This is a genomic window from Paenibacillus sp. sgz302164 (genome assembly GCF_056120505.1).
Genome location: NZ_JBVYOL010000001.1, coordinates 560,034 through 574,241, shown reverse-complemented (window position 1 = coordinate 574,241; position 14,208 = coordinate 560,034). Strand labels below are relative to the sequence as shown.

13 protein-coding genes and 1 pseudogene are annotated in these 14,208 nt (G+C 55.6%); 13 read left to right on the top strand and 1 reads right to left on the bottom strand.

Going from position 1 to position 14,208, the window contains the following annotated elements; genetic code table 11:
• Positions 1–31: 31 nt before the first annotated feature.
• The 3 genes and pseudogenes from AC0LWT_RS02520 (at position 32) to AC0LWT_RS02510 (ending at position 3,113) form a co-directional block, all read left to right on the top strand.
• Entirely contained in the window at positions 32–1,411 is a 1,380-nt protein-coding gene (locus AC0LWT_RS02520; protein ID WP_474679626.1) for an ABC transporter substrate-binding protein, read from the top strand.
• Positions 1,412–1,430: 19 nt separating this feature from the next.
• Positions 1,431–2,283 (top strand): annotated as a pseudogene (locus AC0LWT_RS02515) (carbohydrate ABC transporter permease).
• A complete protein-coding gene (locus tag AC0LWT_RS02510; RefSeq protein WP_474679625.1) occupies positions 2,280–3,113 on the top strand; it encodes a carbohydrate ABC transporter permease in 834 nt (277 codons plus the stop codon). Before AC0LWT_RS02515 ends, AC0LWT_RS02510 begins: the two are co-directional and overlap by 4 nt.
• Positions 3,114–3,599: 486 nt before the next feature.
• Here the strand turns inward: AC0LWT_RS02510 and AC0LWT_RS02505 are convergent, their stop codons facing one another.
• The gene (locus tag AC0LWT_RS02505; RefSeq protein WP_474679624.1) at positions 3,600–3,743 is read right to left on the bottom strand and encodes a hypothetical protein; all 144 of its coding nucleotides are present in this window, start codon (positions 3,741–3,743) and stop codon (positions 3,600–3,602) included.
• A 775-nt stretch (positions 3,744–4,518) separates the two neighbouring features.
• Here AC0LWT_RS02505 and gap point away from each other — a divergent pair.
• From gap to AC0LWT_RS02455, 10 genes are all read left to right on the top strand, one after another.
• Positions 4,519–5,571, top strand: coding sequence for a type I glyceraldehyde-3-phosphate dehydrogenase (gap, locus tag AC0LWT_RS02500; protein WP_474679623.1), 1,053 nt, complete (start codon positions 4,519–4,521; stop codon positions 5,569–5,571).
• A gap of 147 nt (positions 5,572–5,718) precedes the next feature.
• Positions 5,719–8,400, top strand: coding sequence for a pyruvate, phosphate dikinase (gene ppdK, locus AC0LWT_RS02495; RefSeq protein ID WP_474679622.1), 2,682 nt, complete (start codon positions 5,719–5,721; stop codon positions 8,398–8,400).
• 72 nt (positions 8,401–8,472) lie between these two features.
• Positions 8,473–9,438 (top strand): class II fructose-bisphosphatase, encoded by a 966-nt coding sequence (gene glpX / locus AC0LWT_RS02490; protein WP_474679621.1) that lies wholly within the window; start codon positions 8,473–8,475, stop codon positions 9,436–9,438.
• A gap of 190 nt (positions 9,439–9,628) precedes the next feature.
• Positions 9,629–9,997, top strand: a complete 369-nt coding sequence (locus AC0LWT_RS02485) for a MarR family winged helix-turn-helix transcriptional regulator (protein WP_474679620.1) — start codon at positions 9,629–9,631, stop codon at positions 9,995–9,997.
• 75 nt (positions 9,998–10,072) lie between these two features.
• Positions 10,073–10,654 carry an NAD(P)H-dependent oxidoreductase gene (locus AC0LWT_RS02480; protein ID WP_474679619.1) on the top strand — a complete coding sequence of 194 codons (582 nt, stop codon included), beginning with the start codon at positions 10,073–10,075 and terminating at the stop codon, positions 10,652–10,654.
• 130 nt (positions 10,655–10,784) lie between these two features.
• Entirely contained in the window at positions 10,785–11,066 is a 282-nt protein-coding gene (locus tag AC0LWT_RS02475) for a chorismate mutase (RefSeq protein WP_474679618.1), read from the top strand.
• Positions 11,067–11,090: 24 nt separating this feature from the next.
• A complete protein-coding gene (locus AC0LWT_RS02470) occupies positions 11,091–11,780 on the top strand; it encodes a metal-dependent hydrolase (RefSeq protein WP_474679617.1) in 690 nt (229 codons plus the stop codon).
• Positions 11,781–11,953: 173 nt separating this feature from the next.
• The gene (locus AC0LWT_RS02465; RefSeq protein WP_474679616.1) at positions 11,954–12,394 is read left to right on the top strand and encodes a MarR family winged helix-turn-helix transcriptional regulator; all 441 of its coding nucleotides are present in this window, start codon (positions 11,954–11,956) and stop codon (positions 12,392–12,394) included.
• Positions 12,395–12,590: 196 nt separating this feature from the next.
• The gene (locus AC0LWT_RS02460; RefSeq protein ID WP_474679615.1) at positions 12,591–12,899 is read left to right on the top strand and encodes an ArsR/SmtB family transcription factor; all 309 of its coding nucleotides are present in this window, start codon (positions 12,591–12,593) and stop codon (positions 12,897–12,899) included.
• A 16-nt stretch (positions 12,900–12,915) separates the two neighbouring features.
• On the top strand, positions 12,916–14,028 hold the full coding sequence (locus AC0LWT_RS02455; protein ID WP_474679614.1) for an NADH:flavin oxidoreductase: 1,113 nt from the start codon (positions 12,916–12,918) through the stop codon (positions 14,026–14,028).
• Positions 14,029–14,208 lie beyond the last annotated feature (180 nt).

Genomic DNA, 14,208 nt, shown 5'->3' with positions numbered 1-14,208 from the left:
ACGCGAGAACAAAGGGGAGGATGTTATGGGAATGAGTCCAAAAAGAAGCAAGACGAGTCAACTCGCTGCTTGCGCGCTGCTGTTGCTGGCCATGCTGGCGGGATGCGGCGGCGGCGGTGCGGCGCCTGCGCCTGCATCAAGCGGCGGTTCCGCTGCGCCGGGCGCAGCCCCAACCACCGGGAGCGGCTCGAAAGAAACGCCGCCCGCAGGCAAGACGACCATCAAAATGATGGTCAGCAACACGGGCACGACGCTTGAAACGCTCAAAGCCGTAGCGGCCGAAGCCGAGAAGAAGCTGAACATCGCTATCGACTGGGATATTAAACCGGGCGGCACCGAAGGCGACAACCTCGTCAAGACGCGCCTTGCGACCGGCGACATGTCCGACCTGCTTTCGTACAATTCGGGCTCGCTGCTGCAAGCGATTAACCCGGAGAAAAATTTCGTGGATTTGACGAATGAGCCCTACATGGTGAACGTCATGGATTCTTTTAAATCGACGGTGAGCGCGAACGGCAAAGTTTTCGGGGTTCCCGTCGGGTCGTCCGCGGTCGGCGCCATGCTTTACAACAAAAAAGTGTACGCCGATCTCGGCTTGTCAGTCCCCAAAACGTGGGAGCAATTCATGGCCAACAACGAAAAAATTAAAGCGGCAGGCAAAACGGCGGTCATTTCCACCTTCAAAGATACGTGGACTTCGCAGTTGTTCGTGCTGGGCGATTTTTACAACGTCCAGACGGCGGTTCCAAACTTTGCGGCGGACTATACGGGCAACAAGGTCAAATACGCCACGACGCCCGCGGCTCTCCGGGGCTTTGAAAAAATCGAGGACGTCTACAAAAAAGGCTACATGAATAAAGATTTTCTCGCCACTACGTACGATACCGGCCTGAAAATGCTGGCCGAAGGCACAGGTGCGCATTATCCGATGCTTTCTTACGGCGTCGAGGCCATCAGCAAATCGTATCCCGATAAAGTTAACGACATCGGCATATTTCCGATTCCGAGCGACAGCGCCGACATCAACGGTTTGACGGTATGGATGCCCGGAGCACTTTATATCAACAAGGAAAGCAAAAAGCTGGATGCGGCGAAAAAATGGATAGCCTGGTTCGCATCCGCGGAAGGCCAGGCCGTATATTCGGCGGCGGCGAAAGCTACCGGCCCCTATGTGATCAAAGGCGTGGAACTGCCCAAAGACTCGTTCCAGGCGATCAAGGACTTGCAGCCGCTGTTCGATTCGGGGAAAACGGCTCCGGCGCTGGAGTTCCTGTCTCCGGTCAAAGGGCCCAGCCTGGAAAATATAACCGTCTCGGTAGGCAGCGGCATCAGCACGGCGAAGAAAGGCGCGGAGGATTACGATAAAGACGTGCAGAAGCAGGCGCAGCAGTTGAAGCTTCCGGGGTGGTAAAGAAGAAGGGGAGAATCCGATGACGAGATCATACGCGAAGATGTACTCGTTCGCTTTTTTATTGCCGGCCGGCATTATTTACTTCGTGCTGTATTTGCTGCCTACGGTCTTGTCGTTCTTTTTCAGCATGACAAGATGGACGCTGACGGATTGGGAATTTATCGGACTCGATAATTATGTCTCCTTTTTTTCGGAGACGTCGCTCAGCATCGGTTTTAGAAACACACTCGTTTACGCGGTAGCGACCTGCGGGCTGAAAGTGCTGCTCGGCTTGCTGCTCGGCGCTTTTCTAACATCGCGGATATTGTTTAAAAGCTACCTGCGGTCGGTCGTTTTTTTTCCGACTTTGCTCAGTACGATTGCGGTCGGGATCGCTTTTTCCACGATGATGCATCCTTCGCAGGGGGTGATCAACACGGCTCTCGCCGGATTCGGCATTACCGGTCCGGATTGGCTCGGGGACACCAGGCTTGCCCTTTTGTCGGTGGCAGCCGTCGATGTCTGGAAAGGCGTCGGCATCGCGACCGTAATTTATATCGCAGGCATTATGGCGATCCCCCAGGAGTACTATGGATGGCGGCAGCGCCAAGTCCGCCTTTTGGCACATCACCCTGCCGTTAAGCCGGCCGGCGATGAATTCGGTCATCATCCTGGCGTTTATCGGCGGCCTGCGCTCCTTCGATTTGGTCTGGGCGATGACGAAGGGAGGGCCGGGCTTCACGACGGACCTGATCGCTTCGATCATTTACAAGCAGTATCAGGCCGGCTTTTACGGCCTTGCCACGGCGGGCAATGTCATCCTGTTCATCGGCGTATCGGCGCTTGCGTTTCCGCTGTACAGGTTATTGACCAAAAGCGAGGTGGACTTATGACCACAAGCATGAGACGGATTGCGATCGGGCTCACGGCGCTATTGCTGACGACACTGATTTTTTGGATACCGTTCTACTTCGTCATTATCACATCGTTGAAAACCAGGGCCGAAGCTGCGGAAATGTCCATGGTCTGGCCGACATCGTTTCATTTCCTGGCCAATTACAAGGAGGTGCTGACGGCTTCGGACAACATGCTGCTCCGGGCGTTTTACAACAGCACGCTCCTTACCGTTTTGTCCATCCTCGTGTTGGTTGTCGTCAGCGCCATGGCCGGGTTCGTTTTGCAGCGCCGAGAGGGGAGCAAAGCTTCGCCGGCGATCAATTTCGTAATTCTTGCGGGCCTGATGATCCCGCCGGCGATCGTGCCGACGATCTGGGTGCTGAACACGATCGGCATGTTCAAAACGCTGGCCGGCATTACGCTGGTCGAAGTGGCGCTGCACTTCCCGTTTGCCGCGGTCCTGTACAAGGCTTTTACAGCGACGCTTCCGCGGGAAATCGACGAGAGCGCTTTTATGGACGGGTGCGGGGGGACCCGGTTGTTTTTCAACATTATTTTCCCGCTGTTGAAGCCGGTCACCTCGACGATCGTCGTCCTTACTTCCATCGGCGTTTTCAACGACTTTGTCAATCCGCTGTATTTTTTCCCCGGGTCGGAAAATGCGACAGTGCAGCTGACGCTTTACAATTTTACGAGCATGTACAACACCGACTGGCATTTGCTGTTTGCCGATATTGTGCTGATTTCGCTGCCACCGCTCATCTTGTTTCTGTTCTTCAACAAGCGGATTGTGGCGGGCATGACAGCCGGGGCGGTGAAGGGCTGACGCGGAGGAGCGGGGCCGGCATGCTGCGTTGGAATGCCGCTCGCGCATGCTCGGGGACGGGGCTGCCAGGGGAACGGCCGCTATGACGTGGCCGGCGTCATCGCGAATGGTGGCAGCCATCGAAAAGGCTGCCGCCGGAATCGGGGCAGGACCGCCCTCGCCGCCGCCCCGTGCGCAGTGGGCCGCGTGGTGAAAAGCGCCACCGCCCCGTGCGCAGTGGGCTGCGTAAAGTAATGCGCCACTGCCCATGTACCGCGGGCTGCGTGAGGCGATTGGTGATACGCGCCACGTCCCCCGCAAGCGCTATGCTACCGCAAGTGGCTGAAAGCACATTGCTTCCGCAAACCGCCAAAAGTGCCACGTATCCACAAAACTCGCTCGCTAGAGGCGCACATTTACTTGGCAGGCGAAGAAAACCTGCAAAAATGCAGTTTTTTGCTCGTAGATACGCTTGTGGCGAAAAATTCCTGCAAATGTGCAGGCTTTTCAGCTCATATGCTGGCTCAGGCCCGTTTTAACCGGAAATTCCTGCACATTTGCAGGTTTTTCCCAAAAACGGGCCGCTGCCGTGGAAAAAGCCTGCACTTTCGCAGGCTTTTCGGGTTGCCAAGCCGTTTCAACGATGGCCATGCCATCTTTTTGGCGGCTAAACGAAACATGTTTGCGAACGCAGCTCCCAGCGCACGGTGTGGTGTCGCATGAGGGTGTTCAACCACATGCAATCCCTTCCAGCCGCCTAAATAGAATGTCGTGATTCTTGCTCGGGCACACTGGAAAGCGCAGCTTTTTCAACGGAAACCGCCTGTTTGGGAGGAGCAGCTTGCTATAGTGTGGGAGTATCTTCGGGGCTTGAGCCAAACCCCCCCCCTGGATTCGCAGCAATTGGCTGCTATTGCGTGGCATATCCCGCCCCACGCCCTTCGGTGACTTCCCGGATTTGCAGTAATTGGCAGCTATTGCGCGGCATATCCCGCCCCACGCCCTTCGGCGACTTCCCGTTTTTCCAGCAAACTGGCTGCTATCGTACGGTACTTTCCCGCCCCACAACCCTGCCGCGCTGAGCCTAACACCCCGGATTTGCAGTTAGCCCTCGTTATTTTCATTTTGTAGTGTGACGTCCATGGCGTCGCAAGAGTTTCAGCAGGTATATTTGCGCATGTCCGCCTGCCACGCGATTCGCCTGCGATTCTGCGGGCGGGAGCGCAGCCCCCATCTCAAGAGGCACAGTTATTTTGTGCGTCTTTTTCAGGTTATATTTTATATAATACACACTATATAAACGAAATTTCACAAAAATTTCAAACAACCCCTGTATTAATGACGATTTTTTCGAAAATATATTGCATCATAAATAAAATAAATATATATTAAATACATACTAAATAATCAATTAGGAGGCACGAAAATGCGCGTTGGCATTAGCGGTACAGGCAGGATTGGAAGATTGTGCATACGCAAAGCTTTCTCGCAGACGAATCCCGACTGCAAAATAGCCGTGATTAATTCAACCAGCCCTCTGCATGTGCTGGCTCATCTTTTGAAGTACGATTCCATACATGGTTACTGGGATGCGCATATCGAAGCCGACGGAGGGGATCTGCTTATTAACGGCCGGCGGGTGGCGGTTGTCTCGGAGAGAACGCCGGATCTGCTGCCCTGGGAGGAGTATGGGGTCCACCTCGTGATCGACTCCACCGGAAAGTTCAATCAGCGCCAGCAAGCGGAGCGTCATTTGTATGCCGGAGCCCGCAAAGTATTGGTTACGGCGCCGGGCGGGAGCATGGATTTGACGGTAGTCATGGGGGTGAATGAAGATCGGTACGATCCGAAGAAGCACCGCGTTCTTTCTACGGCATCCTGCACGACGAACTGCATCGCGCCGGTTTTGCGCATTCTCGACGATGCCTTCGGCGTCAAGCAGGGCTGGATGACGACGGTGCACGCGTACACGAACGACCAGCAGCTGCTGGATAACCCGCACAACGATTTGCGCCGTGCCAGAGCGTGCACGAATTCGATTATCCCTACCTCGACGGGCGTGGGCAAAGCGCTCACGGATGTGCTGCCGCATCTCGCGCCGCACATTCAGGGCATCTCCGTACGCGTGCCGACACAGGATGTGTCGCTGCTGGATTTGCAGGTTCAACTGCATCGAACGGTGCAATCCGCGGAAGTCAAAAGAGCGTTTCAACAAGCGGTTGAAGGCGAAATCGGAACTTACGTAGCTTACAACGAGCTTCCGTTGGTGTCGGCGGATTATATCGGCAACGACAAGTCGGCCGTCATTGACGGACTCAGCCTCATGGTACGGGACGATCAGGTCAAGCTGCTCGCCTGGTACGACAACGAATGGGCTTACGCCTGCCGTGTCATCGATTTTGTATCTTATATGGCCCGTGCCGAAAATCAATCGAAAGGGAGCGATGCGGAATGTCTGGTGTCAACGGTCAAAAGGTAGCGGAAACCCGGCAGCAGGATCTCGGAGTTGTGATTTGCAAAGTTTGCGGCAATATGATGTATACCCTTCCTACGAATGGGGTCAAAACATTTTACGGAATTTGCCGCAGCGACGCATGCATGGATAAATCGAAGGGGGAACAAAACGATGGCAGCCAAACAGGTTTTACTTTTTCATGAGGGAAACGCACAAATGAAAGCTCTGCTCGGAGGCAAAGGCGCCAATCTGGCGGAAATGACCCGCGCCGGGCTCCCGGTGCCCCCGGGTTTTACGATCACGACGGAGGCATGCCTCACTTTTTTCAAAATCGGCAACCGCATTTCGGATGAGCTTTTCCGGGAAATTGCCGCCGCCATGAAGCAGTTGGAAAGTGTAAAAGGACAAAAATTCGGCGATCCCGAAAATCCGCTGCTCGTGTCCGTGCGCTCGGGCTCTGTGACGTCGATGCCGGGCATGATGGATACGATTTTGAATTTGGGCTTGAACGACGACACGGTCAAAGGTTTGGCGCGGCTAACGGACAACGAGCGTTTTGCCTACGATTGCTACCGCCGTCTGATCCAGATGTTCGGCAGCGTCGTGCTTGGCATCGAGGGCGTTCATTTCGAGCAGCTTTTGCATCAGATGAAGGAGAAGCACGGTTTTGAGCAGGATCATGAGGTATCGGCGGCGGCCTGGCAAAGCCTGATTGCCGACTACAAGCAGTGCATCCAGACCAGAATCGGGCAGGCGTTTCCGCAAAATGTGCATAACCAGCTCGGACTCGCCGTCGAGGCGGTGTTCAAATCGTGGCACAATCCGCGAGCCCAGGTATACCGCAAAATCAACCGGATTCCCGACGAGCAGGGAACTGCGGTCAACGTGCAGAGCATGGTTTTCGGCAATATGGGCGCGAATTGCGGCACCGGTGTCGTGTTCACGCGCAATCCGTCGACGGGCGACAATGAGTTTTACGGCGAATACTTGATGAACGCGCAGGGCGAGGATGTCGTCGCCGGTGTAAGAACGCCGCTTTCCATTGCCGCATTGAAGGAAGAAGCGCCCGAGCTGTATGAGCAGTTGTTCCACATTGGGAAGCAGCTTGAGAAGCACTACAAAGACATGCAGGACATCGAATTTACGGTGGAAAAAAGCAAGCTCTACCTGCTGCAGACGCGCAGCGGCAAACGGAACGCGCAAGCCGCTTTAAAAGTCGCGGCCGATCTCGTCCGCGAGGGCTTGCTGACGAAGGCGGAAGCCGTGCAGCGGATCGAGGTCGCGCATTTGGATAAGCTGCTGCATCGGGGCATCGACGAACAGGCGATCAAGCACATATTGGCCACAGGCTTGCCGGCTTCGCCGGGCGCTGCGGTCGGCCAACTGGTGTTCGATGCCGATACGGCCGCGGAATGGGGCCGCGAGGGCAAGACCGTCATTTTGGTACGGACCGAAACGACGCCCGAAGATATTCACGGCGTGATCGCCGCCGAAGGCGTGCTGACGAGCCGCGGCGGCATGACGAGCCACGCGGCGGTCGTGGCGAGAGGAATGGGCAAGCCGTGCGTCTGCGGCTGCGAGGAGATCCGCATCGACCTGGAAGAGAAGCGGATGCAGGCCGGCGGCCTCTCCGTCCGGGAGGGCGACTGGATCACCCTCGACGGCGCGAGCGGCCGGGTCATTCTCGGAGCGGTGCCGCTGCAGGAAGCGTCGATGACCGAAGAGCTTCTGGAAGTGCTGAAGTGGGCCGACGAAATTCGCACGCTGAAAGTGATGGCGAACGCCGACAACCCCCACGACGCCAAAATAGCGAGAGAGCTGGGCGCGGAAGGGATCGGGCTGTGCCGGACCGAGCATATGTTTTTCTCGCCGGACCGTCTTCCCGTCGTGCAGCAGATGATTCTCGCCGACCGCGCCGAAGAGCGCCAAGAGGCTCTGCGCAAGCTGCTGCCGATGCAGCAGGCCGATTTTGAAGGCATGTTCGACGAGATGGACGGCCTGCCGGTGACGATTCGTCTGCTGGACCCGCCGCTTCACGAGTTTTTGCCGAATATGACGGAGCTGCAAAAAAGGCTGAACAGGCTGACTTACGAGGAGAACGGTTCCGAGCAGGAAAAAGCGGAAGTGCTGCAGCTGATCCGCAAAGTTCAATCGCTGCATGAGGCGAATCCGATGCTCGGGCAGCGGGGGTGCCGGCTCGGCATCGTCCACCCGGAAATTTACGACATGCAGATCGAAGCCGTTTTCCGCGCGGTTTCCCGCTGCATGGACAGGAATGTCGAGGTGCTTCCGGAAATTATGGTTCCGCTTGTGGGCCACGTCAACGAGCTGAAAATGATCCGCGAGCTGATCGACCAGGTCGCCGAGCAGGTGCTTGGTGAGGGCAAGCTGCGCGAATGCCGCTATAAAGTCGGCACGATGATCGAAGTGCCGCGCGCGGCGCTGACCGCCCGGCAAATCGCCGCCCATGCGGATTTCTTCTCCTTCGGCACGAACGATTTGACGCAGATGACGTTCGGCTACAGCCGGGACGATGCGGAGGGCAAATTTTTGTCCCACTACGTGGACCGCAAGCTGCTGCCCGACAATCCGTTCCAGGTGCTGGATACGGATGGGGTCGGCCAGCTCATCGATCTGGCCGTAACCGCCGGCCGATCCGTACGGTCGGCGCTGAAAACCGGCGTATGCGGCGAGCATGGCGGGGACAAACAATCGATCTTTTACTGCAGCCGGATCGGCCTGGATTATGTCAGCTGCTCGCCGTACCGCATTCCGCTGGCGCGGATTGCCGCTGCGCAAGCTGTGCTGGAGCAAGCTGTCCTGCCTGAGCGGCAAGCCGTCGAGGCCGTATAAAACAATCAGCCGGCAGGCTGTGCCGACTCGTGCAGCCTGCCTGCCTTACAATCGGAGAGGTGACTGGGCCATATGGAACGAGATTTTTCACTGGACATCATGCGGGTAACGGAGCTGGCGGCGCTGGCCTCAGCCCGCTGGACAGGAAAGGGCAACAAAATGAGCGCCGACGATGCGGCTGCTTCCGCAATGCGCTCGGAGTTCCGCTCCGTCCCTTTTCACGGCGAGGTGGTCATCGGCGAGGGGGAGATGGACGAGGCCCCGATGCTTTACATAGGCGAGCAGGTAGGGCGCGGAACAGGGCCCCGATTCGACGTGGCCGTCGATCCGCTGGAAGGAACGGAAATCGTCGCGAGCGGGAGAAACAACGCCATATCGGTCGTAGCGATCGCCGAAAAAGGCAATTTGCTGCATGCGCCGGACATGTATATGGAAAAGCTGGCGGTCGGCCCCGGATTAGCCGGGAAGCTGAGCCTGGATGAACCGCTGAAAGCAACGGTCCTTCAGGCGGCAAAGCTGCTGCACAAGCAGCCGGACGAGTTGACCGTTTCGATTTTGGACCGGAAAAGGCACAACGGCCATATCGAGGCGCTGCGCTCGCTCGGAGTCAAAATTCATTTGCTGCACGACGGCGATGTGATGGGGGCGATGGCGGTCGCTTTTCCTGAAGCGGGCATCGATCTGCACGTCGGCTCAGGCGGGGCCCCGGAGGGGGTGCTTGCCGCGGCGGCGCTGCGCTGCCTGGGCGGCGAGCTGCAGGGCAGGCTGCTTCCGGCGGACGAGAAGGAGCGGGACCGCTGCGTTTCGATGGGAATCCGCAATCCCGATCAAGCTTTGAGCATGAGGGAGCTTGTCGGGGATTCGGACATTTACTTCGCAGCTACGGGCGTAACGCCGGGCGAGCTGCTGCAGGGCGTAAAATTTTTTTACGGCAGCCGCGCAGAAACGCATTCGCTCGTCATGAGGGCGCATACGGAGTCTGTCCGGTTTGTCCGGAGCATTCATCAGCTGCAGGAGTGCCGGCTTGGGAGCGCCTAGGGAGTCTGGCGGGCGAACTGCGTGCGTTGAAGATATGCACAAAAGTAGTTCCGCCTGCCGGACTCCTAAGCCGTTTTTTTCAGCGGATCAAATTTCGCTTGAAATTATATAGATATCTATGTATAATCAAAGCATGCTAACATACAACGCCGCCGCAACGATTGGAAAGATTAAAGATGCAGTTCACAAGATGATTGTGTCGGAGCTGGAAGCTCACGGGGTGCAGGATATCGTTCCTTCCCACGGGGATATTTTGGTGTTTCTGTACCGCGAGAATGCGCAGTTGTCCATTAAAATGCTGGCCGAACGAATCCATCGCACGCAGCCTACCGTAACGGTGCTTGTGGACAAGCTGGAGAAGCTCGGTTATGTCGAAAGAGTCAAGAGCGAAGAGGACGGCAGAATAACGCTGATTCGGCTTACGGATAAAGGCTTCCGGCTGGAGCCCGTATTTCGGGCCATATCCGATAAACTGAACGACGTTATTTACGGCGGCTTCACGCAGACAGAAAAAGAGCAGCTCGAGTTTTTGCTGGCGCGCCTCTACCGCAGGTTTTAATTTTTTTTACCCAATTGCATAGATGTCTATGTAGTTGGTAATCATATTATTTTAAAATAACAGGAGGCAAGACTTATGAAACATCTTATCGTGTATGCCCATTCTAACCCTGAAAGCTTTAACCATGCCATTTTGGAAACCGCAGTCGGCGCTTTGAAGGAAAAAGGCCATGAAGTCGTAGTCCGCGATTTGTACGCGCTTGATTTTCAGCCTGTGCTGAAACCGGAGGATACGGCCGCTATGAGAGAAGGGCAAACTCCTGCGGACATTTTGACGGAGCAGCGGCATATCGCCGAGGCGGATGCCATAACCTTTATTTATCCGATCTGGTGGACGGGGCTCCCCGCTATTCTCAAAGGGTACGTAGACCGGGTGTTTGCATACGGCTTTGCTTATGCTTCCGGCGACGAAGGGATCGTCAAGCTGCTGACAGGCAAAAAGGGCCTGATCATCAACACGCACGGCACACCGAAGGAAGTTTACGATCAGATCGGCATGACGGCGGGATTGAAAATAACTTCGGATACCGGCATTTTCGAATTTGTCGGCATCGAGTCTGTCGGACATTTATTGTTCGGAGCCGTTCCTTATGTGGACGACGCCGCGCGCAAAGAGATGCTGAAGCAAGTGCGGGAAACGGTCCTTTCCACGTTTTGACCGCTTGCCTGAACGAAGAGGAGCTTAGCCTTTCCGGCGGCTCTTTTTTGTTTTGCGCGCAGATGCTGACAAAAGGTTGGTAAAGTAATAAAATTAACTTAGCAAACCAAAATGAAGGAATTCAGGTGATATGTCTATGAATGCGCAAGAGCTGAACGAACTAAGGTCAAAAGTGGACGAAATTAATAACGAACTGCTCAGTTTGTTGAACCGGAGAGCTTCGATCGTCAAACAAATCGGAGAGTACAAGGTCAGCAACGGCCTGCCTATTTTCGATCCCGTTCGCGAGCAGGAAATTATCGCTTATTTGCTGCAAAAAAATACCGGACCGCTGGACGATACGACTGTAGCGGAACTGTTCAAAAAGATTTTTGATATTTCTACGCAGATGCAGGAACAATTATATACTTAAAAAAACCAAGTGGAGGGAATTGTAATGGAAATTATTTACCATGGACATTCATGCGTTCAAATCGCGACGGAAGGCAAATCGCTCGTCATCGATCCGTTTTTGCGCGGCAATGAGCTTGCCGTGACAAAGCCCGAGGACATCAAAACCGATGCCATACTGCTGACGCACGCCCACGCGGATCATATTTTGGATGCGGAGCCTATCGCCCGCAGCAACGATGCGCCTGTTGTGGCGACATTCGAGCTGGCCAATTACATGTCCTGGAAAGGGCTCGACACGATTCAAATGAATATCGGCGGCACGGTCGACCTCGGCTTTGCGCAGGCCAAAATGATTCAGGCGTTCCACAGCTCCGGCATTGTGCTTCACGACGAGCAGCGCATTATTTATGGCGGCATGCCTGCGGGATTCGTCATCAGCGCCGGGGGCAAGACGATTTTACATACGGGCGATACCGCTTTGTTCTCCGATATGAAAATGATCGGCGAAAGGCACTCCATCGATGTCGCCTTCGTTCCGATCGGCGGAATGTACACGATGGGGCCGGACGACGCTTTGCAGGCGGCGGAGTGGTTGGGCGCCAAATTGGTCGTGCCGATTCACTACGATTCGTTCCCGGATATCCGGCAGGATGCCGAGGCGTTCTGCGCGAGCCTGGAGGCGAAGGGCATGAAGGGCCAGGTGCTTCGTCCGGGCGAGAAAATAAGCCTCTGAACATAGGCCGGGAACAGAAGCGCCTGTGCAGCAGAATTAAGCATAATCGGAGCAGCCGCCGCGCTGCCTGATGTGCTTATTTTTTTGCCTTCAACCCGTTTCCAAGTGATTGACGTTTGCGCGATGAGTTTATAAGATGGATACAACAACGTTTACGTGAGGAGAAGAGGGTGATGATGACATCAGAATTGCTGAGAAGCGTATACTTAGAGATTCGGGATATTTATCAGCTGCTTAACAAGCAATCGCGGAAGATATTCGAAGATTTCGATATTACGGTGCCCCAGCTTCATGTGCTAAAAATATTGTTTACCAGGGAACAAGAGGATAGACAGGTCACGATAACGGACCTTATTCATACGATCGATTGTTCGCCGAGTGCGATGTCCTCCATGATCCAGCGATTGGAACGTCCGGGCTGGGTTACGGCAACCAGGGGAGTCGAGGATCGCCGGGAAGTCATTGTCAGGATTACCGAGAAAGGAAAAGAAGTGCTGTTTCCGATGGACTCGACGGCTTCCAGGTTCTTGGAGGAGAACTACGGCCATCTTCAGCGGGAACGTTTGAGAGCGCTTCACGATCTATTAATCGAATTGAAAAATGAATTGAAATAACACGAGCTTGCGCCTCTTTTTCAAGGGAACGCAGGCTTTTTTACGGATAAACCGGTGCGGACGCCGGTTGTGCCGCTTCAGTGCGAGATAAATACCGCTTCCGGTGCAGGCAAAAGGCAATTGATGCTGCTGCCGCTGCCGCTGTGCGAATAACCGCTTATATTTACATTTCTATTAAAATAGATATAATAAACGTATGGACACTTTACTAGCTTTGAAAACTTTGTCTAACGAAACTCGGTACCTCATTTTGGAGTGGTTGAAAGATCCGCGCGGAAATTTTGACAACCAGATCCATTTGCCGGAAGATTCAGGCTTTGCGGGCGGTGTATGCGTCGGCTCGATTTCCGTAAAAAGCGGGCTGGCGCAATCGGTCGTTTCCGGCTATTTGGTCAAAATGCAGCAAGCCGGGCTTCTCGAGTCAAAGCGCTTCGGCCAGCACACCTATTACAGACGCAATGAAGCGAACATACAGTTGTTCAAGGAAAAAATCCAAAAGCTTTAACGAATCGGAGGTAACGATGACCAGTTCCAATTCTGCTGCCGCATTGTTCAAACCTTTCACGGTCGGGAACCTGACGCTCCAAAACCGGATCGTCATGGCGCCGATGACCAGAACCTTTTCTCCCGGAGGGGTGCCGGGGCAGGATGTTGCCGACTATTACCGCCGCAGGGCGGAGAACGGCGTCGGCCTGATCGTGACCGAAGGCACCGTGATCGATCATCCGGCCGCGGCGAGTCATCCGGGCATTCCTTATTTTCACGGCGAAGCTGCCCTGAACGGCTGGACCCGTGTTGCGGCGGCTGTGCACGAAGCGGGCGGACGCATTATTCCGCAGCTCTGGCATGTCGGGACGCAGCGCAAGAACGGCGACCTGCCGAACCCGGACGCGCCACCGGCCGGCCCTTCGGGCCTCGACGCCGAGGGCGCGAAAGTCGCCGAGCCGATGACCGAAACGGAGATCGCCGACGTGATCGCCGCTTTCGCGCAGGCCGCCGCCGATGCCCGCAGAATCGGCTTTGACGGCATCGAGCTCCATGGCGCGCACGGCTATTTGATCGACCAGTTCTTTTGGGAGAAAACGAACCGGCGCACGGACCGCTACGGCGGCGACATGGTCGCGCGCACGCGCTTTGCCGTTGCAATCATTGAAGCGTGCCGCCGCGCCGCAGGAGCCGATTTCCCGATCGTGTTCCGTTTCTCGCAATGGAAATCCGGCGACTACACGGCAAAGCTTGCGGAAACTCCGGAGCTGCTCGCCAAGTTTCTGGAGCCGCTGACGAATGCGGGCGTCGATGTGTTCCATTGCTCGACCCGCCGCTTCTGGGAGCCCGAGTTCGAGGGGTCCGGTCTGAATCTGGCGGGCTGGACCAAGCAATTGACCGGCAAACCGACCATTACCGTAGGTTCGGTCGGGCTTGACGGAGAGTTTTTGAAAGTTTTTGCAGAGGGTAAGGGCGCAGGCAACGCGAGTATCGACGGAGTGCTCGAGCGCCTGGAGCGCGAAGAGTTCGATCTTGTAGCCGTAGGCCGCGCGCTGCTGGTCGACCCCGCATGGGCGGACAAAATCCGCGGAGGGCGAGTCGACGAGCTGGTGCCGTTCACGGCCGACGCCTTGAAAACGCTGGTCTAAACCGGCCGGCGTTTTGGCGGGGGCTGACCCGCAAGCAGTTAGCAGACTGCTTGCGGGTCAGCCTTTTTTTGTTCGCGCCCGTGCCGCCGAGCGGCCGGCCGCTGAAAAGCTGTTGTGGCCATGACAACGCCGGCAATGCGAAAAAAACCTGCAAAAGTGCATCCTTTTGCACCAAGACGC